Source organism: Dyadobacter sp. CY345, from assembly GCF_021502725.1.
In the GTDB taxonomy this organism is placed as follows: Bacteria; Bacteroidota; Bacteroidia; order Cytophagales; family Spirosomataceae; genus Dyadobacter.
Window position 1 is genome coordinate 321,297 of sequence record NZ_JAKFFS010000004.1, and the last position, 22,897, is coordinate 344,193.

Consider the following 22,897-nt stretch of genomic DNA (forward strand, 5'->3'; position numbering starts at 1 on the left):
TTCTGGTTTTGATATACTTCTTTTTTTGGATGTTGTATTTTAGTAGTAACACGTGACTTATAACTTGGATAATTCGGTTATTTCTTAACGGAAAAAACAGTATTTATTTTATATCCAAGCGGCGCAATATTATATAATTCTTTGTCGAGACTATCACTGATATCAATCCTTATCCCTTCGAGAAGATCATGATCGACAAATTTGTAATTCGTTATGTAGTAGTCACTTTCTCTTAATGACGATTTAAATACAATTCGGTCTCGGTCTTTGGCCGGTAGGATTTGTCTGTTCATTGTCATTGGTTGATTTCCAATTCTGATGTAAGCGATTTTAATCGTGTCTTTATCAGAATTCCTGCAAAGCCATTCCAGCGATTGCTTATAGGATTGTCCCCAGTAATCAAGTTCGTAAGTTGTTTGTGGATTTTTGTTGAACAACGTAAAATAAACCTGTTGTTGCGGATGCATTTTGATTATCACACCGACATAAAATAGCAGTCCGGCTGCCCAGGCCAACTTAGGATATAACGAATATTTTTTTGGAAAAGCCTTGATGATAAAATAGCCGCCTAAGGTTGCCAGGTATGAAATGAAGACATATAGGTAAAAAAGGTGCCGCCAGCCATCGTAGATAATCGAATGTAAAATGATGATCGACGCAATCGGGAGTATCAGCGAAGCGATCGTATATAAATCGATAAAGTGAATCTTTACAGTATTTTTTTGAATAAACTTTTTTAGAAAATTAAAGACTACCACAACCCCTCCGACATAGCTAAGTGCCAGATAAAAAGGTGGAATAGTAATCAGCAGCCAAACCGGTACATAATGCCACGGAATCTGATCTCTGTCGATAAATTCGCCGCGATACAACATAGGGCTATCTTGCCTGACGAAATGCGCCATAAGTTTTAGCGCTTCAATAAATCTTGAAAACGGGCTTTCCCACAAAAATGGCCACAGAATATACGTGAAAATGCATGCGGTAAAAAGGTAAGTCCCTATGATCAGTAAATTTCTTTTCAGCGCCGTTCTTTCAGCTGCGACAAATATATAAGTGAGGATAAATACCATCGACAGCGCAACAGAAATAATACCCATCAAACGAATGGCTATTAGAAATCCGGTTGAAATTCCGTGAAAAACGGCATTTTTGTAGGTGAACTTTGAAAAGAGAAGTGAGAGTGTATACGTGTTTATTACAAAAAACGCCAGAAAAATCGTGTCTTTTGAATTATAAAATGAGTCTGCAAAAATTCGGGGAGATAAGATATAAATCGAGGTTCCGAGCAGACAAATGAAAACACTATCAATTCGTAGCCGGACGAGTTTGTAAAAGAAGATGCTTGAAAGCCAGAACACCAGCCAGGTAATAACATGTCGAAGATAGTAAGCCGAGCTATCCATTTCGAGGTGGTCAAAAACAAAAGGCTTAATGAATGCGAATTCTGCACCGGCAAGGATTATTTCAAAAAGGCTGCCGTATTCATGATTGATAAAAGTACTGAAATCCTCAATTTGATTGCTGATCGGAATCACCAATGGACTCCCGAATACTTCATTTACATATTTTAGACCCACCAGCCCGAGTAACCTCATGATGGGTTCGTCCCATGTGACTCCGTAGTCTTTTACTATAAAAATTCCTATAAAAAACCAAACTGTAAAATAACCAGCTATAACCAGCCGGTTAACGCGTAATTGACTTTCCATAACGATGAGTACAGTTTGTGGTAACCGGATTTTTTCTACGTAAAAGGCATACTGAATTGGCGCTAAAATTTATTGAACAATGATAATTTTCTTTGTTTTCTTATAATCACCTGCCTGTACAGATAATATATACATGCCGTTTGCTAGCAGAGACAAATTAATAAACTTTCTTTCATTAAAATTCAGCGACGGATATGTACGTAAAAGTCTGCCGTTCAGATCAAAAACCTTTACTGTCGCATTATCCAGGTCCGCAATTGTTTCCACGGTAAAGGCTCCGTCATTGCTTGGATTTGGGTAAACACTTAATTCGCCGCCGGTAACATCCAGTGTAAAAATAAAAGGATCAGAGAAGTCTGAAAAGCAAGTCAATGTCGGACTGTAAATAACGGTATTATTCACAACGTAACTTCCGGATTTAATGGCTTTGAGTGTAACGCCATTTTCAGTCAGGTTTGCACCATTAAGCTGCCAAACATGGTTTCCGTCATTGATATTATTTTCCGCCATTAATGTATAAGTCCCAACCTGGCGAATTTCAGGTTTGGATGGTAACGGTTTTACATCAACGATTATCTCTTTTGAATATGGAGAAAAACAGCCTTGCGTGTCCTGAACGCGTGCCTTATAACTTCCCGAATTACTTACAACCAGCAAATTTTTTTGCTCGCCTGTATTCCAGAAAAATGTAGCTCCGTTAGAAGCCTGCAAAGTCACTTCGTCGCCATCGCAGAAAGACACTGGCCCCAAAGCCTGAACCGTAGGCGAGGGAGGAAGAGCAAGTACATTAACTCTTACAGCGTTTGAAGGATCTGAATAACACGTAAACTCATTTATGGTTTTAACAAAATAATCTCCTGACGTATTGATATTGACCGATTTGGTTTCAGCTCCATTACTCCACACATATTTTGCGGCGTCGTTAGACTGCAAATTAACGCTTGCATCGGCGCAGAAAGTTGTCGGTCCGCCTGCCGTAATAACCGGTTTTGGAGGTAACGGATTTACTGTTACCTTAATACTTGGTGTCGGAACAGATAAACATCCAGTGGCATCCTTCGCAGATACAAAATAATTTCCTGAACTCCGGATTTCAACTTCCCGGCCCGTTCCGCCGTTGCTCCATTGATAAGCATATGTTTGACTGCTTTGCAAAGTTGTATAGTCCCTGTCACAAAAAGTCGTCGGCCTTAAAGCAGCAAGAGTCGGCGTTGCTGGTAACGGATTTACCTTCGTCGTAACGGGATCAGATGTAGACTCGCAACCATTTCCGTCACGTTGTTTTAAGCTGAATGTTCCTGCTGTCGTAATCGTGATTGCTTTTGAAGTAGCATTTGTAGTCCAGATATTTCCTGTATCGTAATTTGATGTCATTACCACATTTTCACCTTCACAAAAAATTGCTGAGCGACTTAGGCCGATGACCGGTTTGGCTGGTAATGCATTAACTTTTACAGTCACAGGATCAGAATCGGGGGAAAAACATCCGAAATTATCCACGGCTCTAACACGAAAATCTCCTGAGATTTTTACAGCAATCGTGGCGTCAGTGGCTCCGTTTGACCAGACACTTTTGACGTTTGAACTGGATCTTAAACTAACAGTTCCTCCGTCACAAAAGGTTAACGGGCCTGTAACGGCAATACTTGGCTTGTCGGGCAGGGGAGAAGTAAGCACGGTAATCGCCATTTTCGCAGATGCGGATTCGCACCCATATGCGTTTTTGGTCGTGACAAAATACTCGCCGCCTGTTGTGATTGTTAATCTGTCACTCGTTTGCCCGGTATTCCATTTCAAATTTTCTGAGGTATTGGAAATTAATGTTGCGGTATTGCCTTTACAAACTGGATTACTACCCTCCAGAGTCAAGACAGGCTGAGCAGGTTGAATGGACTGATTAATTTTTATTTCCGGAGAGAAAATAATATTTCCGTTTCCATCTCTTCCTCTGGCCCGATAGTTTCCGTTCCCAACCTGAATGTTGGCAGATTGTTGTCCATTATTCCAGCTTACAGATGATATGCCGGCAGCGCTTACTGAAAGATTTAAATTATTATTTCCTGCACATGAAGCAGCTATTTTCATAGGACTTACCGCCTTATACGGTTCAGAACTTGCGAAAAAATTATCGTTTAACTGCGTATTCCAGGCCTCGGCCAACTGTGTCAATCCTTCATTCTGGAAATGAACGCCGTCAACGCGGGGAATTTGGATAAGGTCTGTGTTTGGTCCTGTAAAAACATTTGGCACTCTTGCAATCACCTGTTTTTGTGCTTCAATGATACGAGGATTTGCTCCTTTTTCAGAACTATAAGTTGTCAGACTGACCATCCAGGAAACATTTTTTCCTGATTCATTTCTTGAAGTTTGAATGACTTTGGTCAGATCACTAATATATGACGCCATAGTGCTGCTTTGATCTGTAGACTCAGCTTCACCCTGAAACCATAAGACAGCTCTGATACCGGTCATGGGTACATATGTCTGTAATGCGGATCTTAAAAAACTGTAAGGTGCTCCATTAGGATAAAATGCTTCGCCATTGTAAACTGAGTGAGCGGTTCCATCGATACTTTCACGCCAGTTTTTTACTGCCGAACCATACCATCCTACATTATAAAAGAGAACAGGAACGCCGAAACGGCTTACTAGTAAATCTCCCAGTTTCCCCCATGACCACGCGGAGTTACCTCTCGGCGCGATGTAAGAATCGGAATCCAGGTGTGAAAATTCGGGATAATCCAGGTCATTATTTGGTCGGTTGTTGTAATATGAATTGATACAGTTTACGCGGTCGTCTCCTGCTCCGGGCCCGCCATAATTCTTGTATCCCTGAGCGTTGGACTGTCCACTGATCAGAAATACTTCGCCAATTCCGACCTTTGATATTTGTGCTGAACCCACGAGTTGGTCTCCATTCCAGCCTCTTACCTGCAGCTCATACCAGCCACCTGTGGCGTCAATACTTCCGGAATAAACACCGCCTTGTAAATTGGCCTGAATCGTCACCCAGTTTGTTGACGAGCCGCCATTAACAGCGTTCAGCCGAGCCTCGACGCGATCAATGATTTTGGTATAACTGCCTGCAATATAGACCGTGGCGTTATTATTTTTGTCCCGCTGAAAAACAGCTCTGTTGGAAGGGTAATCAATATTAACTTGTCCAAAAGCAGGAAAAATTCCCAGGCATATAAATAGTGTGGTGCTGAAAAAATGCAATAAACTGTGTTTCATGAAATGGAGAGAACTCGATTGTAGATTAACTTCTTAGACTCTAAAAACTGACAAATGGTTGCAATCTTAAAATAAATACCTCAAATTTTATCCATTGGGATAATATTCGAATTATACAACTGGATTAGCCTCGCTTAACAGAGTCCAGATATTGTCTTTTAACTGATCAATTCCTTCCTGAGTCATGGATGAAATGAAGGTCGTAGAAATATCCTTCGGCAGTTTTTTAGCCAGTTCTTCGCGTTCTTCATCCATCAGCATATCTACTTTTGAAATCGCAAGCAGACGATGTTTGTCCAAAAGTGACGGATTATATAATTGTAATTCATTAACCAGCGTATTATACTCTGCTTCAATATCTTCGCTGTCTGCCGGAACCATGAAAAGAAGTATCGAATTTCTCTCGATATGGCGAAGGAACCGTAATCCAAGGCCTTTTCCCTGAGACGCACCTTCAATAATTCCCGGTATATCCGCCATTACAAAAGATCTGTAATCACGATAAGAAACTACACCAAGATTTGGAACAAGGGTTGTAAACGGATAGTCTGCAATTTCAGGACGAGCCGCTGACACAACAGAGAGCAAAGTAGATTTTCCTGCATTCGGAAAACCAACCAAACCTACATCAGCCAGCACTTTCAATTCAAGAATAATCCACGATTCCAGAGAAGGATCACCGGTTTGGGCATGTTGGGGAGTCTGGTTTGTGGCAGATTTGAAATGATCATTTCCCAAACCGCCTCTTCCGCCTTTCATCAGGATTACTTCCTGGCCATCTTCCGTAATTTCAAGAATTTGCTCCCCGGTTTCTACGTCTCTGGCGATCGTTCCCAAAGGGACTTCCAGGATAATGTCCTTTCCGTCAGCACCTTTCCTTCTTCCGCCTTCTCCGCCTTTACCGTCAAAAGCACGAATGTGTTTCGTATATTTCAAGTGTAAAAGTGTCCAGACCTGTGTTGTGCCTTTCAAAATAACGTGACCGCCACGACCGCCGTCCCCACCATCGGGACCACCTTTTTCAACGTGTTTTTCACGACGAAAGTGTAAAGCTCCTGCGCCACCTGCGCCGGAACGAACATTTATTTTTACGTAATCTATAAAGTTGGAAGATGCCATACCCTGCTACCGATTTATGCTTAAATTAAAAATTGCGAAGTGTAATTTACATTGTTGTTTTTACAGCAAAAAGGTGCAGAAATCAGGCTCAAAAAACCTCCCTATCCACACCTTTTTCAAAACGTTGTTATGCCTGTTCAATCGCACCTGTGATACCCTCGAAGATCGTTTCGATTTCGCCGATACCGTTGATCGCTATATATTTTCCTTGTGCCTGATAATAGTCAGCCACCGGTTTTGTTTTACTGTTGTATTCATGGATACGTTTGCTGATCAGCGCTTCGTTCTGATCGTCCGGTCTGCCGGAAGTTTTTCCACGGTTCAGCAGACGGGCAAGTAATTCATTATCGTCAACAACAAGTGCCACCATTACTGAAATGCTCTCGTTATAACTTGCCAGCAAAGCATCCAGTGCTTCTGACTGTGCAACAGTTCTTGGAAAACCATCAAAAATAAATCCCGGAGCTCCTTTGTGTTCCTTCAATTTGTTGTCGATCATCCCGATCACAACTTCATCAGGAACCAATAATCCCTGATCCATTAAGGTTTTTGCCCTAAGTCCTAATTCGGTTCCTCCCTGAATTTCTGAACGAAGCAAGTCGCCGGTAGAAAGGTGAATGAGTTTGTATTTTGCTATAATTTTCTCACTTTGAGTGCCTTTTCCAGCGCCCGGAGGACCAAATAGTATAAGATTCAGCATAGTTGCTTAATGAAACAAATTTTGGACAAATTGATGGTTTGGGTGCAAATTTACAATTACTTAATACATGTCAGTGCTATTGTCAAGATTTTTCCAATAAAAAATCCTCTTAATTATTACTAATCAAGAGGACTACCATGAAAAAGGTCAAAAAATTATTCTATAACAATGCGCTTGACAGCACCGTCTTCATTTTGTGTAACTGTCACAAACAGAGTGCCTTTTGAATTTTTCTTTATATCAATTTGTCCTACAAAATTGCCGCTGAAATCTTTGATTTCTTTCCTGCCAACTTCCTTTCCTTTTGTATCAGAAATTATAATATTCACATCGCCTTTCTGAGGAACGAAGAATCGAAGGTTAAGTGTGCCGTTGTCAGGATTGTTCGGATAAGCAGATAATTCCCTTACGGTTGAGGCTTTTGCGACTTCGCTATTCCAGAAATCACCCATGCGATTTCCAAAGTTTTCCATGTCCCGCATCATGATTTTCGCCTTCGGCCTGAATTCTCTTTCGATACTCCTTGTCTTGTCCCTTAATTCATCAAAATTGAAATCATGATTGAAATTATATGCGAAGACATCAGCATCCTCGGATTTATTATGATCTTTCATGCGACGTCTCCGCTCACTTGTATTTCCTTTCCCATCGTCAACACTTATCGTGACCTGGCTTTTTCCTTTTGAATCGATTTTTAGTGAATCAAGTGCTTTATCGACAAACTCTTCCCGGTCGGAGTTCGACATTTCGGGCAATTCATAGTTTTTCTCGACGGTATTTCTTTTGCCATCTTTATCTTCCGTAACCTTGATACGGATGGATGTTTTATTCTGATCTCCCTTCTTCGACTGTGCGAATGTTTCGTTAGTAAGGGAAAGTGTACCGGCGACGAGCGCCGATAGTGCGATTTTCGATAGGATGCCTGGCGTCATAGTATTCTATTGGTTTGTTTTTTAGATGATTACAAATTTAATTATACTATAAATGAAGAGCTGTTAAATTTTGTTAAAATCAGGAACGGCTGCTCAGGATAAGTTAAATTTGTTTTGCGTTATAAAGTCGCAATAAAAAATGCAACGTTGCACCGGTAAGTGAGCAAAAGATTCAGAAGTAAATGACGAAGCGGAAAATTCAGATTATTATTGGTTTAATGTGCCTGGCGCTTATTGGTCTGATTGGTTTTCAGTGGTACTGGATACGTGAAGCGATTGCGATCAAGAATGAACAATTTAACAATAAGGTTGCAGAGTCTGTGCAGGAAGTTGTGCACCGGTTGGAAAAACAGGAAATGATGTATCTGCTTCAGCAACGTATTGAAACAGAACAGCAAAAAGATAAATTGAACCGGATTACCCAGTTAAGGGAAATGCCGGTCAAAAGAACTGCACCGAGAGCCAATTCGAAAAAACAGGTTTCGGCAGTTTCTGTGCCACCAAGTATTCAGGTTTTTATTGCTCCTAATGGTGAAGAAATTCACTATCAGGTGCTTGCGGAAGCTGCTCCATCAGATGTTCTAAGTCCGAATTTCAGGGTCATGATGGATCATCAGCAGCAAATTATCGAAGAATTTTTTCAGGCGCAACGTTTCGGCGCAGAAGGAATGGATGAATTCATGCGCAGACGACTTGAAGATGAAAAGAAGTTAGGAACTGCTTTTCAGGAGGTTTTTCCAAATCAGAAAAATGCTGTAAAGAATCAAAATCAGGGTAACAGCGAATCTTCAAATAACAGCGTTGAATATTACAAGGCAAATCCAGCAGTTAAAAAATCTTCTAGTCTGGCTGGAACAAAACCGCTGATCAACGGCAAGTCAAAAGATCTCGATCGTGCAGATTTGCTTCGAGAGGTAATGAAGGATCTGATGTATACCAAAAGGCCGATCCAGGAACGCGTCAACCGTTTTTTACTTGATACTCTGTTGAGAAAAGAACTTACTGAAAAAGGTATAACTCTACCTTTTGAATTTGCCGTCCAGGCGAACGCGAACAACGGAATGATCTTCTCCACTGCAAGTTTAAAATCCAACGAATGGCAGCAACGCTCTTATAAAGCTTCCCTTTTTCCGAACGAAACTTTACAGGGAAATAACCTGCTATTTGTGTTTTTTCCTGATCAGCAGAAATATATTCTGAATGATATGGGCGTGATGTTCGGCGGCTCCGGTATCTTGATCGTAGTAATAATGGCTTGTTTTTACATGGCCGTTTCTACCATTCTGCATCAGAAAAAACTTTCTGATATCAAGAATGATTTTATCAACAACATGACCCACGAATTTAAAACGCCGATTTCGACGATCGCGCTGGCTGCTGATATGGCGCAGGAAAATTCAAGGTCGGCAGGAAATGAGGCTTCTCCGCGAATGACGCGTTATCTCGGGATTATCCGGGAAGAAAATAAACGGCTTGGTGCGCATGTTGAAAAAGTTTTGCAAATGGCACTTCTCGACAAAGGTCATGTGAAACTGAAACGAAGTGATGCCAATATTCACGATCTGATTGAAAAAGTATTGAACAGCCTGAGTGTTCAGATCGAGCAGAAAGGTGGAGAACTGGAACTGGAATTTGAAGCGGTAGACGAGATTATTTCCTGCGATGAACTTCACATTTCCAATATTCTGAACAACCTGTTGGATAATGCCATTAAATATTCCCCTGAAAAATTACAGCTGACTGTCAGGACGGAAAATGAAAATAATGGTGTTACCATTTCCATAACCGATCAAGGTCTGGGGATGAGCAAAGATCAGATACACCGGATTTTTGATACTTTTTATCGAGTACCAACGGGTAATGTGCACGACGTGAAAGGTTTTGGTCTGGGCCTGAGTTATGTCAAAAAAATGGTGGAAGCGCATGAGGGAACCGTTAGCGTTCAAAGTCGTCCGGGCCATGGTAGTACCTTTATCCTGTGGCTTCCGGCAGCTCCTTCAGAACAATAAATATTTCCCGGTCAGGTATTAATCTCCTAGCGTTCACGTGAAAATCTCGCTTTCAAGTGATAACTTGCCGTCTTTTTAAGACTGCAATTGTTTACAACGCCCATATTTTACAAAAAAGAATGATCTCGAAAACCTACGCGCCGCAAGAGATAGAAGATAAATGGTATAGCTACTGGATCGAAAATAAGTTTTTTAGTTCAAAGCCAAATCCTGATAAAGAGCCTTACACCATCGTAATTCCACCGCCAAATGTGACGGGTGTTTTGCACATGGGACATATGCTCAACAACACAATCCAGGATATTCTGATCCGTAAGGCGCGGATGGAAGGTAAGGAAGCTTGCTGGGTTCCCGGTACTGATCACGCCTCGATTGCTACCGAAGCGAAAGTTGTTGCGATGCTGAAAGAACGCGGTATCGCCAAACGTGATCTTTCCCGCGATGAATTTTTAGAATATTGCTGGGAATGGACGCACAAATACGGAGGTATCATTTTGCAGCAATTACGTAAGCTGGGTGCTTCCTGCGACTGGGATCGTACAGCTTTCACTATGGATCCGGATCTTTATGATTCTGTGATCGATGTATTTATTGATTTATATAAAAAAGGAGATATTTATCGTGGTCACCGGATGGTGAACTGGGATCCGCAGGCACGTACGACGGTTTCAGATGAAGAGGTAATTACAAAAGAGGTTAACCAGAAACTGGTTTATATCCGGTATGACCTGGTTGGCGGAGCAGAGGGAGAAGGGATTATTATCGCGACAACGCGCCCGGAAACGATTATGGCGGATGCTGCGATCTGTGTCAATCCTAATGACGAACGTTATCAAAATCTGATAGGAAAACAGGTTACAATTCCGTTGATCAATCGCGCAATTGATGTAATTGCTGACGAATACGTTGAAATGGAATTTGGTACCGGTGCGCTGAAAGTTACGCCTGCGCATGATACCAATGACTATGAATTAGGTAAAAAACATAATCTGGCGATCATCGATCTTTTAAATGAAGATGGAACGCTCAATGAAAAAGCGCAGATTCTTGTTGGCGAAGACCGTTTTGTGGCTCGTAAGAAAATTATAAAATTGCTCGAAGAATCAGGGAATCTGGTTAAAAGTGAGGAATATAAGTCGAATGTTGGTCATTCGGAGCGTACCAATGCGGTGATTGAGCCAACGATTTCGGAGCAATGGTTTTTGAAAATGAGCCGGTTGAGCGAGCCAGCTTTGGAAAATGTGATGAATGATACCATTCAGCTGATTCCACCAAAATTCAAAAATACGTACCGTCACTGGATGGAAAACGTGCGCGACTGGAACATCAGTCGCCAGCTTTGGTGGGGCCACCGTATTCCTGCTTTTTACTTGCAGGACGGAACAGTTATCGTTGCCAAAACAAAAAATGAAGCACTGCATATTGCCCAGCACGAATATCAGCTTTTTGCCTTAACGGAAGAAGATTTGACGCAGGATGCCGATGTTTTGGATACCTGGTTTTCTTCCTGGTTATGGCCTATTTCTGTTTTTGACGGGATCAAAGAGCCTGAAAATGAGGAGGTAAATTATTATTATCCAACAAACGACTTGGTTACAGCGCCGGAAATTTTGTTCTTCTGGGTAGCGCGTATGATCATCGCCGGTTACGAATACAGAGGAACTTTTCCATTCAAAAATGTATATCTGACCGGTATTGTTCGGGATAAGCAGGGGAGAAAAATGTCGAAATCGCTGGGAAATTCTCCTGATCCGATTGATCTGATTGACCAGTATGGCGCAGATGGAATCCGTACAGGTATGCTTTTTAGCTCTCCTGCCGGAAACGATTTGCCTTATGATGAAAAACTGGTTGAACAGGGAAGAAATTTTTGTAACAAAATATGGAATGCATTCCGTCTGGTAAAAGGATGGACCGTAGATTCATCGCTTCCGACGCCGGAAGGCTCTGCGTTGGCTGTCAAGTGGTTTGAGAGCAAACTAAACCAGACACTGGCAGAAGTGCAGGATCATTTTACAAAATTCCGTATCTCGGATTCGTTGAATTCGGTTTATAAATTGATCTGGGATGATTTCTGCGCGCAGTATCTGGAAATGATCAAACCGGGTTTTGAACAGCCGATTGATGCAGAAACCTTCGAAGCTACGCTGGAATTTTTTGATAAACTGATGCGCCTTGCTCATCCGTATATGCCGTTTATCACCGAGGAAATCTGGCAGAATATTCGTGAGCGTCAGGAAAAGGAAAGTATCTGCGTGGCGGAGTTCCCGGCAGCAGGTGCTGTTGACATTTCGCTTCTGGCTAATTTTGAGGTTCTTTTTGAACTGATCTCTGCTGTAAGAAATCTAAGAAATACGAAAAACATCAGCCCGAAAGTAGAACTTCCACTGGCAGTCAAAAGTGACCAGCCTGATCTTTATAAAGGATTGGAAGCATTGGTAAGAAAACTTGCGAATGTGGCTGAAATTAATTTTGTAACTGAGCAAGCACCCGGTATGTCCTTCCTGATCCGTTCTGACGAATTTTTCATTAATCTTGAAGGAGAGATTGACGTAGAGGCAGAGCGTGAAAATCTCACCAAAGAGCTGGCTTATACCGAAGGCTTCCTGAATTCTGTTGCTAAAAAACTCTCTAATGAACGTTTTGTTCAAAATGCAAATGCCGAAGTTGTTGAAAAGGAAAGACAAAAAATGGCAGATGCCGAGGCGAAAATTGTGACCTTGAAAGAAGCTTTGGTCCGATTGGGATAATTATCGGGCTTCATAATATTGAAAAAATGGCGCAGGAAACGATTTGTTTTCAGCGCCATTTTTATTGGTCTATTTATTTATAAGGTGATATTACCACGTGGTTAAAATTATTTCCGTTAGATAAATTTCCAGAGAAAATTAATTAACAGAAGGGCTCTTGATTTTGCAGAAACTTCTGATTTATGTCATGCGTTTCCTTGAAATAATTTTAAAATTCATCGTGAAAAAATCTCCGACGAATTAATAAATGATTCACCCTGAACGACGTATAATGGTAAATTTCTACTTGAAAAATATATCCTTTCGCTTGCTGATTTGTCCGAAAAGTATTTGAAATTTGATACACCAGAGCTGGAATTTAGGTATCAATAACTTGTTCGTATTAAAATTGGGGTGTCATGGAAACAAAAATTGAACAGGAGCTTGCGTTGCCGGTAGGGGTGACGCTGGATCGGTATATTATGCACAGCCAGAGTGCTTTTCCTTATGCCACTGGGGAGCTTTCGCAATTGCTCAGGGATATCGCACTGGCAGGAAAAATCATCAATCGCGAAGTAAATAAGGCTGGTCTGATAGACGTAACCGGTGCAAACGGAACAGAAAATATTCAGGGTGAAAATCAGCAGAAACTGGATATCATCGCCAACATTCGTTTTATACGAGCATTGAAAAATGGCGGAGAAGTCTGCGCAATCCTTTCCGAGGAAGACGAACATATTATCCATACCGGTAATGACCATGGAAAATATGTCGTAGCCATGGACCCACTCGATGGTTCGTCTAATATTGATGTCAATGTATCAATTGGTACAATTTTTTCGATATACCGGCGTGTCACTCCGATTAATTCTCCTGCAACAATGGATGATTTTTTACAAGGCGGACGCAAACAGATAGCGGCCGGTTATATTCTTTACGGCTCTTCCACGATGCTGGTTTATTCAACAGGGGACGGTGTAAATGGATTTACCTATGATCACTCGCTCGGTGAGTTTATCCTTTCCCACAAAAATATTATTTCTCCTGCGAATGGTACGATTTATTCTGTAAACGAAGGAAATTATAACAGCTATTCTGCATCAACACAGAACTACATAACCGACTGTAAAAGAAAATGTTACAGCGCAAGATATATCGGCTCGCTTGTCGGTGATTTCCACCGGAATCTTTTAAAAGGAGGAATTTATTTGTATCCGGCCACAGCAAAAGATCCAAAAGGAAAGCTGCGTTTACTTTACGAATGTTATCCCCTGGCTTTTATTGCTGAGAAATCAGGCGGCAAAGCAAGTGATGGTTTCAGGGATATTCTGGATATTGTCCCGTCTGATTTTCATCAGCGTTCTCCAATTTATGTAGGCTCGGTCACCATGGTCGATGAAGCTATAAAGGCGTAAGTTATGGAAGCTCATTTTTGTTTTCGTACCTTTGCGCGATGCAAACTACGCAAAATAAATTTGAGCTATTTAAGCTTAACCGTCAATTACTCAATGCCATTGAAGAAGCAGGCTACGCGGAGCCTACACCGATTCAAGAGCAGGCAATCCCTCTTGCACTAGCCGGACAGGATATTTTAGGCATAGCACAGACAGGAACAGGAAAGACTGCGGCTTACACATTGCCATTACTTATGCGCATAAAATACGCGCAGGGAGAGCATCCGCGTGCCCTGATTCTGGCACCAACACGTGAGCTGGCCATGCAGATCTCGGATGCCATTATTCAGCTCAGTAAATATACAGACATAAGGACCGTCGTTCTCTTCGGGGGAATTGGCCCCAAAGCACAGATCGATGCAATCCGTAGAGGCGTTGATATTATTGTTGCCACACCAGGAAGGTTCATGGATCTGTATCTGAAAGAGGAGATCGTGGTGAAACATATCAACTGCATGGTGCTGGATGAGGCGGACAAAATGATGGATATGGGTTTCATGCCGCAGATCCGTCGTTTTCTGGAAATCCTTCCCCGCAAACGTCAGAATATGCTTTTTTCTGCCACTTTTTCTGACAAGGTTGAACGTCTTTCTTTCGAGTTTTTAGAGTATCCGACACGTATAGAAGTTACGCCACAAGCGACGACAGCGGAAATGGTGACGCAGGTACTTTACGAACTGCCGAATTTCCGTACAAAAATAAATCTGCTTACACATTTATTAAAAGACGAGGAGAAATTTATCCGCGTTTTGATATTTACCCGTAGCCGTGAGGTGGCTGGGCAAGTGCATAGTTATTTGTTGAATACCGTTGTCAAAGAGGAAGCACTTCGGGTAATTCATGCGAACAAAGGACAGAACACCAGAACAAATGCGATGGATGCTTTCCGTGAAGGTGCTGTTCGTGTTATGGTTGCCACAGACGTTGTTGCTCGGGGAATTGATATTACCGAAGTAAGTCATGTGATCAATTTCGACGTTCCTTTGATCTATGAAGACTATGTGCACAGAATTGGAAGAACCGGCCGGGCGAATACCGTCGGGCAGGCGATCACATTTATGACTGCCGCCGATGAATACCATATAGCGAAGATCGAAAAAATGATCCGTATGGAAATTCCACGCGAAAAATTACCGGAAGATCTGGACATTATGAAAACGCCGGTTGACGAGCGTCAAATGATGCTGAGAGAAATTGATAATCAGAAGAGAAAAGAGGATCCGACGTTTCTGGGTGCTTTTCATGAAAAAAAGAATGCACATTTGTTCAAGGCTAAAACTACTTCGAAGAGCAAAGATACAGGTCGTCGAAAGACAGCTACAAAGCGAAGTAAACGATAACAATACAATACGATATCCAATATTTCCGTTTAACTTGGACAATAGAAAAACCTGTTTCTCTATTTTTTAATCTATGAAAGAATCCATTGTTATTTGGTTTGCTCTTTTAATTCCTGCTCTTGGGTTCGCTCAGGAAAAACATTTGGCAAGTGCGTCACCAGTTTCAGACACTAATATTTCGCAAAAAAGGCCACTGGAATTAAAGGAGAGACGTGTAGTGCCGTTGTTCGGAGAGGAGAGTAAAAGCTCGGAACAGATTGATGAAGAAATACGCTTCTTGAGTGATTGCGACAAATCTTTTAGCAGCAGGCCAGAAGCTAGTAGTTTCTTTTCAGCCCGTGCCTGGGAGTATTTACAGGAAGGTTCTCTGGATACCGCATGTTATCGTTTCAATCTTGCCCATTTGCTAAATGACAAAAATGTCGAAGCATATTGGGGCTTGGGAGTGGTATGTTACCAACGAGAAAATTGGGTAGATGCAAAACGTATGCTTAGCCGTGGGGTAAATCTTCAGTCTAATAATGTGCCTTTATTAGTAGATCTTTCGACCGTTGACCTGAAACTTTATGCAATGAATAAAGGACAGGAAGAATTGGATGAGGCGTTTAAATTATTGGAAGACGCTGTTGCGCTGGATTCCACTTATGCCCTGGGACAATATAATCTGGCTCTTGTGCATTACAACCGGAATGAACCTGAAAAATCCTGGGAGCACCTTCATAAAGGAAGAAACCTGGATTTTAATCAGATCAATTTTGAATTCGTAGAATTATTAAAAGCAAAACTTCCTGATCCGCAGGGGTTTTTCAAATAAGATAGTACATAGTCAAGTTAGCAAGTAGCCAAAGAGGTCAGGTTTTTAAAACCTGACCTCTTTTTTGCTTTCAGAAATGAGAAACAATACTATCTGAAATAGAATCCGGTTGGAGCGATACCCACTTTCACAGAATCAACCAAAGTTCCGTCTGAGCGGTAACGAAGCGCATATCCGGATTGCGTATAAGATGGTGTTACACCAGCATAAATCAACCCTTGTCTTGGATCAACTGCTAAACCTGAAAACATTCTTTTGGCGAAAGGTGTAGCCAAATTAACGGCCGTGTCTGTGATCTGAAACTTGTAAGTCTCTCCACGAGTAAAATCACCAAGGACGAAATAGATTGTTCTAAGATCAGGACTCATCGCAAAATTCATAGCCGATTTGGACATATCAGCACTGATTTTTATCGTAGCTTCTTTTTCATAAGTATCCGGATTCACACGAATCAGATCAAGTCCGGCCTGCACCCACAATTTGCCATTTGCATCCACTCCGATTGGATTTGGTTCGTCAGTGAAAGGGATAGCATTGGTAACCTCATCAGAAGTTGTATTGATGACCGTCAGATTTTTGCCCTCGCTATAATCATAATTACCAACAAATAATTTGTTGTTATGCAAAACCATATTTTCAGGGCCTTTATCCGTAGTGATTTTTTTAACTACTTTTTTCGTAGCAAGATCAACAACTGCAATATATCCTGCCGGATAAGTAGAATTGGAATTTAAAGTACCCCAGTTTGTCACGTAAGCTTTTGTGCTCCCTATGGCAACAACTTCACGAGGATTTTCGATGTCAGGCGCACCGATTGAGCCTGTCGTTGTAAATTTATTCGCATCAACAATTTCTACTTTGTCAGATCCGGGATTTGAGTTGTCAACCAATATTATCCCGTGATCACCGGCAACGGCATATCCCTGCATACCGCCTTTCAGCGTGCTTCCGTTTACAATCGAAAATATATCAGAATCTGCAATATTTTTTTCTCTTGTAAGGAAAGAAATATTACCATTGTTTTGAGAAAAATTACCTTCATTGATTACAAAAACGCCTTGTACGTAAGTCCCTTCCGGTGCCGGATCGCTTTGGTTACAAGACCACGCAATGGCCGATATAAGAGTTACAGTAAAAATTCTGCTAAGTTGTTTTTTCATTGTTTTGGTATTAAAGTAGTCGTTAAAATGTTTTGTTAGCGTTAATTATTGGAATAAAAAGTCGTCCGATATTATCGGGTTGTTTTTGCCGAAAGTAATAAGCTGACAGCAAAATTACGGCCAGGCATAGGATTTCCGTTAATGGTTTGGTAAAAAGTATTATAAATGTTATTAATTCTGGCTTGAAAAGAGGCTCCGAAATGAGGCCGGTCAAAGTTGGTTTCAAGGATAAAATTTTCCAGCAAATAAGCTGGTGTGGATTGGCTGTGGTCAGCGGTTGTAAACCTTTTAGAGATGATTTGTAGCTGATTTGTCAGACGAAGATTTTTATACTGCATGAATGCGTTGGCGTTTCCACTATGCAAAGGTATATGCGGCAACTGCTTTCCAATGATATCGGAGGCATACGCATCGTAAATTTTTTCCTGCGAAGTATTGGTCAGCGCGTAATTCACTGTGCTTCCAAATTTCCAATATTCCCAGTTTCCTTTCCAGCCAAATTGCGCCTCAATACCACGGGCTATGACTAATTGTAAATTCTCGACACGAAAATTGTTTGTCGGATTCCAATAGGCCCAGTTGTCAATGCGGTTATGATAAACACTTAAATTTGCTGAAAAGGTGTGATTTGTGTTAAAAGCATAAACCGATTCCGCACCGAGTTCTTTGTTAAATCCGTTTTCAGGTTTGATATCCGGATTTCCCAAATCCTTCCAATAGCGCTCGTTTAAAGTTGGAACGCGATAACTTCTGCCAAGAGAACCTCTCAATTTTATGGTGTAAGGACGGTTTTGTATTAGCCTGTATTCCGCTCCCAAAGATGGCGTGAACGGAGGATTGTAACCGGTTACAAATGCCTGTCTTAAATTAGCAGAAATCAAAAATTGCGGAGTTGCCTGCCAACGTGTTAACACAAAAACATCACCGCGATTTTCTGTGATAACAGGCCGCTCGTAGTTTTCAACCTGCGTTTTATAATGCGTAAATTCTCCGCCTGTCTGCATTTGGATTGAGCTGCCCGACTTTCCGATTTTCCAATTAAATGTGCGTTCTGCATGAACTCCATAGCGGTCCGTGACGGCATGATCCAGTTTTGAATAATCACCGACGGCATAATCAATAATATCCCGTATCCAGGAAGTTCGCACCGTCCACCCTTCAAATTGATAACGAAGCATCGACCTGTACGATTTAATTCTGGTCATTTGTCGGCCGGCCAGGTTTTCAGGATTGGTGGTCAGCTTATTATCCGTCACCCAAATGTGTGCGGACACTTCATGCTCGTTTTTTGTAAAAAATAAATCCTGAACCAAACCCTTTTGAAAAGTTGTAGCGGGACTTATTGCCTCACCATTCCTCTCAGGATGGCGATAATCATTATTCATGCTTCCATCATAAGCAGCTGTTTTTCCTGAAAAATTCCAGTTGTTATCAAGGCGTGTTCCATATTTGATCGTCGCTTGTGTCTGACTGTTTCGAAAACTTTCCTGTTGCCGTCCAACCATAACCTGCAAACCAGCCTGAGGTTTTAAACTTCCAAGCAAAATACTTCCGCCAACAGCATCGGTTCCGACAACGCTTGCCGAAGCGCCATACTGAACAGATAACTGGTCAAATCCTGCAACCGGGATGGTTGAAAAATCAGTTTGTCCTAACGTCGGAAGGTTGATATTCAATCCATTCCAAAGTACAGCGGTATGGTTAGGTGATGTTCCTCGAAATGCAACGGTGGATAATTGTCCGGGGCCGTAATTTTTAAAAATGACCGGTGTGTTTAAAGAAAGTAAGTCGGCGATATTTCTGAAACGAAACTGTTCAAGCGTGACGGAATCAATCTTTTGAATTTTTAATCCGCTCATAAACTTCTCCGGCGCGAAGCCATATACAGTCATTGGCGACAAGGAAATAGAATCTTTTTGGGCGGCAGCATGCTGATTCAATGCCAAAAATGACAGCGTTGCAAGAAACAGACAACGAAGATTTTGTCTGTCAAACACCTGAAAAGTATACATAAATCATAGAAAACAGTTTTGTGATTTTTCCTCCGAAAATCAAAACGTTGAATTATTTCAGGCAGGTCTCCTGGCTCGTTTTATTGATCAAATACCTTCCCGTGTGAACAGTGGTAATGCAGATTCAGATCAATTTTTGATAAAACTCACAGTTGCGGGGACAGCTCCCGTTTTTCGCGGGATTCCCTTTTAAGCCATTCAGTAGCGTTAAACTAACTTCTGGCACCAAAAACTTTACAAAGATAAGTAATTAATGCGGCGGGAACATACTCTGGTCATGAAGTAAAAGTCGCCTTACAAAATCGGATGTCTTATCTTTGTGCAAAATTTTGATCATCTTGTCGACCCGCACCGCAAACCGTTTAGTACTTTCCGCACCGCAAAAAGGGATTCTTTTGATGCTGGGCGCCTCCTTTTTCTTTGCGTTGATGTCCGCCATTTCAAAATGGCTGAGCAAGGATTTTCATATTGTACAACTTGTATTTTTCAGAAATATAATCGGTGTGTTGTTCATTGGCGGCAGTATTCTGCAACGGCCAATGATCCAGAAAGGTGGAAAACTCGGCCTGCTGATATTCAGAGGCGTAGTCGGGACGCTTTCTCTTTATCTACTTTTTTACGCCATCAAAACACTTGGCCTGGGAAGAGCGTCGACTTACCAATATACTTATCCGATTTTTCTCGCCTTTCTTTCGTGGCTGTTCCTTGGAGAAAAACTCAGCACAAAAGAGTGGATAGCAATCTTGCTTGGTTTTGGCGGGATATTATTTGTCTTCCAGCCCGATTTATCGATGTCTTTGAGAAATCATATTATCGGTTTGGGAAACGCACTGCTGACTGCTGTTGCTTATCTGGCCATTCGCCAGCTCGGACAGGTTTATGATACGCGGGCAATCGTATTATCATTTATGCTCAGCGGTATTGTACTGCCCATTTTCTCTATGATTATTGGCACCTATTTTCCACACGAAGGACTGGATTTTTTGATTGGAACTTTCAAATGGCCGTCCAGCCTGGCTCAGTGGTTGGGATTTCTTGCTTTGGGAATTACGGCCATGATCGGCCAGATTATGATGACACAGTCATTCACTTTCGATAAAGCCGGCAGGATAGCGGCGGTAGGTTATTCCAATATTTTGTTCGCCTTGTTTTTTGGGCTTTGGCTGGGAGAGGCGGTTCCAACGATTCCAATGATGATCGGAATGGTATTAATTATCGGCGGAGGCTTATTAGTGTCACTTTCAAAAGATAAAACAAAAAATAAACCGGCCACGAATACACAAATTTTCACGAATGATTAGTGGAAATTCGTGCATTCGTGGCAAGAAAAATTATCCTTTCGATTCGTTGAAAAGTAATTTATTTCCAAACGGATCAATAACTTCCATCGTTTTTGCATTCCACGGCGCATCTTCCAGTCCTGGACGGTTGAACCGATAATTCATTTCCAGTAACTCCGTGTGATATTCGGTCAATCCGGTACATTCGATAAAAACTTTGCTGCCAGGTGTGCAATCTCCGTGATGTTCCGTCAAATGAAGGACTATTCCATCTCTAGACACCTGAAGATATAGCGGAAAATTATCGCCAAACCGATGCGTCCAGTCGATCGTAAAGCCGAGCCAATCCACGTAAAATTCCAAAGCTTTGGCTTCATCAAAAATTCGTATCAGCGGAATAACTTTACTTGCCTCCATAAATTTTCGCAATTAATTGAATTTGGATTTGAGAATTAGCTTAAACCTGAACCGTGTTTATTTTAAATTCGCTCAATAATGCGGACGAAAAAATTATTTATATAGAATATTCGTTTTATACCTGAACGCACCTGACCATTAATGAAACGACTGACTTACCCAATTATTTTTTTCTGTATTTTAATAACAGGATTAACCGCTTTTCGCACTGATCGGACCGCTGAAAAGGCGAACGAAATTCAATGGCTGACAATTGAGCAGGCTTATGCTAAAAATCAAAAAGAGCCTAGAAAAATATTGGTTGATATTTATACCGATTGGTGTGGCTGGTGTAAAGTGATGGATCGTGAAACCTACAAAAATCCAGATGTGATCGATTATATCAATAAAAAATTCTACGCCGTAAAATTAGACGCAGAACAAACTGAACCAATAACGATTGGTGATCAGAAGTTTGAATTTATGCCACAGGGAAAAAAAGGAGTCCATCAGATTGCGATGGCTTTGACCAATAATCAGCCAAGTTATCCGACGACTGTCTTTCTGGATGATAAGTTTCAAATGATCCAGCCGTTGCCAGGGTATATGAAAGCGAAGGAATTCCATGAAGTGATAACTTTTTTTGGTGATAACTTTCACAAAAAAGTATCATTCGAAGACTACAAAGCAAAGACTTATAAGAAGATTTATACCGGTAAGTAATGTTAAGAGAGAAAAATAAATGGGCAGCCGATTGAAATCAATAATAGGCTGCCCATTTTTATGTTTTTCTAATAAATGAATTCTTGAAGTAATCCCGTCGGTCAATAATTAATAAGAATCGCCTTCCTGCATTCTTTCTGCATTTTCAGCAATACGCAGACGCTCGATGAACTCAGCGATATCACCCTCCATTACTGCCGGCAAATTATACACGGTGTAACCGATACGGTGATCTGTGATACGGCTTTGCGGATAATTATATGTCCGGATTTTGTCCGACCTGTCTCCGCTTCCGACCATGGATTTTCTTTGAGAACTTACCGCGTCATTATGCTCCTTTAATTTGATCTCATAAAGACGTGAGCGCAAAACGCCCAAAGCTCTTTCTTTATTTTTTAATTGAGAACGTTCATCCTGGCAGCTAACAACCAATCCTGAGGGAATGTGGGTTAAACGCACCGCTGAATATGTTGTGTTAACTGACTGTCCACCAGCACCGGACGACATGAATGTATCAATCCGAACGTCGTTCATATTGATCTGAACATCAACTTCTTCCGCTTCCGGCAACACTGCAACCGATGCCGCAGAAGTATGAATTCTTCCTTGCGATTCTGTTTGCGGAACGCGCTGAACACGGTGAACGCCAGATTCAAATTTCATTTTTCCATATACATCATCGCCTTCAACTTTACAGATAATCTCCTTATATCCACCATTTGTTCCTTCCGTAAAATCCATAATGGAGGCTCTCCATCCCATTTTCTCAAAGAAACGCTGATACATACGGAACAAATCTCCTGCGAAAATAGAAGCTTCGTCGCCGCCCGTTCCACCTCTTACTTCAAGGATTATGTTACGGCTGTCATTCGGATCTTTTGGGATAAGCAATTCTTTAATGATCAGATCCATTTCTTCCATTTTCGGAAGCAATTCATCCAACTCTTCTTTTGCCATCTGACGAAGTTCTTCGTCTTTTTCCGTCGCGATCATTTCTTTCGTGCCGGCAATGTCTTTTTGTAGTTTTTGGTAGATCTCGTATTGCTCCACGATCTTGCCCAAATCCTTGTATTCCTTACTTAACTTGGAATATTTGTTGGAATCGGAAACGATTTCAGGTTGTATAATTTGTTGCGAAACTTCTTCGAAACGTTCTTTTATGGCTTCTAATTTATCTAGCATATCGCGTTAATGTCTTTTGGCATTGCATATTCGGGCGACAAAGATACGCATTTTAGGTTGAAGAATGTTTTTCGTACGTTCGTTGTCTGTTTTGAATTACA

General features: G+C 41.4%; 16 protein-coding genes and 1 riboswitch. Of the genes, 7 read left to right on the top strand and 9 right to left on the bottom strand.

Annotated features, from left to right (window positions below; genetic code table 11):
• Positions 1-77: 77 nt before the first annotated feature.
• The 5 genes from L0657_RS18690 to L0657_RS18710 form a co-directional block, all read right to left on the bottom strand.
• Positions 78-1,712: a hypothetical protein gene (locus L0657_RS18690; protein ID WP_235152276.1), complete on the bottom strand. Its 1,635-nt coding sequence runs from the start codon at positions 1,710-1,712 to the stop codon at positions 78-80.
• Between the two features lie 69 nt (positions 1,713-1,781).
• Positions 1,782-4,946 (bottom strand): T9SS type A sorting domain-containing protein, encoded by a 3,165-nt coding sequence (locus L0657_RS18695; RefSeq protein WP_235152277.1) that lies wholly within the window; start codon positions 4,944-4,946, stop codon positions 1,782-1,784.
• 111 nt (positions 4,947-5,057) lie between these two features.
• Complete coding sequence (obgE, locus tag L0657_RS18700) at positions 5,058-6,065, bottom strand: GTPase ObgE (RefSeq protein ID WP_235152278.1); 1,008 nt, start codon at positions 6,063-6,065, stop codon at positions 5,058-5,060.
• Positions 6,066-6,192: 127 nt separating this feature from the next.
• Positions 6,193-6,765: an adenylate kinase gene (locus L0657_RS18705; RefSeq protein WP_235152279.1), complete on the bottom strand. Its 573-nt coding sequence runs from the start codon at positions 6,763-6,765 to the stop codon at positions 6,193-6,195.
• Between the two features lie 155 nt (positions 6,766-6,920).
• Positions 6,921-7,697, bottom strand: a complete 777-nt coding sequence (locus L0657_RS18710) for a T9SS type A sorting domain-containing protein (protein ID WP_235152280.1) — start codon at positions 7,695-7,697, stop codon at positions 6,921-6,923.
• A gap of 182 nt (positions 7,698-7,879) precedes the next feature.
• Between L0657_RS18710 and L0657_RS18715 the strand changes: the two genes are divergently transcribed.
• The 5 genes from L0657_RS18715 to L0657_RS18735 all read left to right on the top strand — a co-directional run bounded on the left by L0657_RS18715 (position 7,880) and on the right by L0657_RS18735 (position 16,043).
• Positions 7,880-9,706: a sensor histidine kinase KdpD gene (locus L0657_RS18715; protein ID WP_235152281.1), complete on the top strand. Its 1,827-nt coding sequence runs from the start codon at positions 7,880-7,882 to the stop codon at positions 9,704-9,706.
• A 119-nt stretch (positions 9,707-9,825) separates the two neighbouring features.
• Complete coding sequence (locus tag L0657_RS18720) at positions 9,826-12,456, top strand: valine--tRNA ligase (RefSeq protein WP_235152282.1); 2,631 nt, start codon at positions 9,826-9,828, stop codon at positions 12,454-12,456.
• 398 nt (positions 12,457-12,854) lie between these two features.
• Positions 12,855-13,850 carry a class 1 fructose-bisphosphatase gene (fbp, locus tag L0657_RS18725; RefSeq protein WP_235152283.1) on the top strand — a complete coding sequence of 332 codons (996 nt, stop codon included), beginning with the start codon at positions 12,855-12,857 and terminating at the stop codon, positions 13,848-13,850.
• A gap of 38 nt (positions 13,851-13,888) precedes the next feature.
• A complete protein-coding gene (locus L0657_RS18730) occupies positions 13,889-15,229 on the top strand; it encodes a DEAD/DEAH box helicase (RefSeq protein WP_235152284.1) in 1,341 nt (446 codons plus the stop codon).
• Positions 15,230-15,302: 73 nt separating this feature from the next.
• Positions 15,303-16,043 carry a M48 family metallopeptidase gene (locus tag L0657_RS18735; protein WP_235152285.1) on the top strand — a complete coding sequence of 247 codons (741 nt, stop codon included), beginning with the start codon at positions 15,303-15,305 and terminating at the stop codon, positions 16,041-16,043.
• 89 nt (positions 16,044-16,132) lie between these two features.
• Here L0657_RS18735 and L0657_RS18740 read toward each other — a convergent pair whose 3' ends face one another.
• Positions 16,133-17,203: a DUF5074 domain-containing protein gene (locus L0657_RS18740; protein ID WP_235152286.1), complete on the bottom strand. Its 1,071-nt coding sequence runs from the start codon at positions 17,201-17,203 to the stop codon at positions 16,133-16,135.
• A gap of 71 nt (positions 17,204-17,274) precedes the next feature.
• Complete coding sequence (locus tag L0657_RS18745) at positions 17,275-19,215, bottom strand: TonB-dependent siderophore receptor (protein ID WP_235152287.1); 1,941 nt, start codon at positions 19,213-19,215, stop codon at positions 17,275-17,277.
• A gap of 42 nt (positions 19,216-19,257) precedes the next feature.
• Positions 19,258-19,460: riboswitch (cobalamin riboswitch) on the bottom strand.
• A 93-nt stretch (positions 19,461-19,553) separates the two neighbouring features.
• On the opposite strand from L0657_RS18745, the gene L0657_RS18750 reads away from it, so the two are divergent.
• Complete coding sequence (locus L0657_RS18750; RefSeq protein ID WP_235152288.1) at positions 19,554-20,516, top strand: DMT family transporter; 963 nt, start codon at positions 19,554-19,556, stop codon at positions 20,514-20,516.
• 30 nt (positions 20,517-20,546) lie between these two features.
• Here L0657_RS18750 and L0657_RS18755 read toward each other — a convergent pair whose 3' ends face one another.
• Entirely contained in the window at positions 20,547-20,912 is a 366-nt protein-coding gene (locus tag L0657_RS18755; RefSeq protein WP_235152289.1) for a glyoxalase superfamily protein, read from the bottom strand.
• A 141-nt stretch (positions 20,913-21,053) separates the two neighbouring features.
• On the opposite strand from L0657_RS18755, the gene L0657_RS18760 reads away from it, so the two are divergent.
• Entirely contained in the window at positions 21,054-21,614 is a 561-nt protein-coding gene (locus tag L0657_RS18760) for a DUF255 domain-containing protein (RefSeq protein ID WP_235152290.1), read from the top strand.
• A 108-nt stretch (positions 21,615-21,722) separates the two neighbouring features.
• Here the strand turns inward: L0657_RS18760 and prfA are convergent, their stop codons facing one another.
• Complete coding sequence (prfA, locus tag L0657_RS18765) at positions 21,723-22,796, bottom strand: peptide chain release factor 1 (protein WP_235152291.1); 1,074 nt, start codon at positions 22,794-22,796, stop codon at positions 21,723-21,725.
• Positions 22,797-22,897: the final 101 nt, after the last annotated feature.

Bases quoted from the DNA above. Each gene is read 5' to 3' on its own strand.
- L0657_RS18690 (WP_235152276.1), bottom strand. From the start codon at position 1,712: ATGGAAAGTCAATTACGCGTTAACCGGCTGGTTATAGCTGGTTATTTT.
- L0657_RS18695 (WP_235152277.1), bottom strand. From the start codon at position 4,946: ATGAAACACAGTTTATTGCATTTTTTCAGCACCACACTATTTATATGC.
- obgE (WP_235152278.1), bottom strand. From the start codon at position 6,065: ATGGCATCTTCCAACTTTATAGATTACGTAAAAATAAATGTTCGTTCC.
- L0657_RS18705 (WP_235152279.1), bottom strand. From the start codon at position 6,765: ATGCTGAATCTTATACTATTTGGTCCTCCGGGCGCTGGAAAAGGCACT.
- L0657_RS18710 (WP_235152280.1), bottom strand. From the start codon at position 7,697: ATGACGCCAGGCATCCTATCGAAAATCGCACTATCGGCGCTCGTCGCC.
- L0657_RS18715 (WP_235152281.1), top strand. From the start codon at position 7,880: ATGACGAAGCGGAAAATTCAGATTATTATTGGTTTAATGTGCCTGGCG.
- L0657_RS18720 (WP_235152282.1), top strand. From the start codon at position 9,826: ATGATCTCGAAAACCTACGCGCCGCAAGAGATAGAAGATAAATGGTAT.
- fbp (WP_235152283.1), top strand. From the start codon at position 12,855: ATGGAAACAAAAATTGAACAGGAGCTTGCGTTGCCGGTAGGGGTGACG.
- L0657_RS18730 (WP_235152284.1), top strand. From the start codon at position 13,889: ATGCAAACTACGCAAAATAAATTTGAGCTATTTAAGCTTAACCGTCAA.
- L0657_RS18735 (WP_235152285.1), top strand. From the start codon at position 15,303: ATGAAAGAATCCATTGTTATTTGGTTTGCTCTTTTAATTCCTGCTCTT.
- L0657_RS18740 (WP_235152286.1), bottom strand. From the start codon at position 17,203: ATGAAAAAACAACTTAGCAGAATTTTTACTGTAACTCTTATATCGGCC.
- L0657_RS18745 (WP_235152287.1), bottom strand. From the start codon at position 19,215: ATGTATACTTTTCAGGTGTTTGACAGACAAAATCTTCGTTGTCTGTTT.
- L0657_RS18755 (WP_235152289.1), bottom strand. From the start codon at position 20,912: ATGGAGGCAAGTAAAGTTATTCCGCTGATACGAATTTTTGATGAAGCC.
- L0657_RS18760 (WP_235152290.1), top strand. From the start codon at position 21,054: ATGAAACGACTGACTTACCCAATTATTTTTTTCTGTATTTTAATAACA.
- prfA (WP_235152291.1), bottom strand. From the start codon at position 22,796: ATGCTAGATAAATTAGAAGCCATAAAAGAACGTTTCGAAGAAGTTTCG.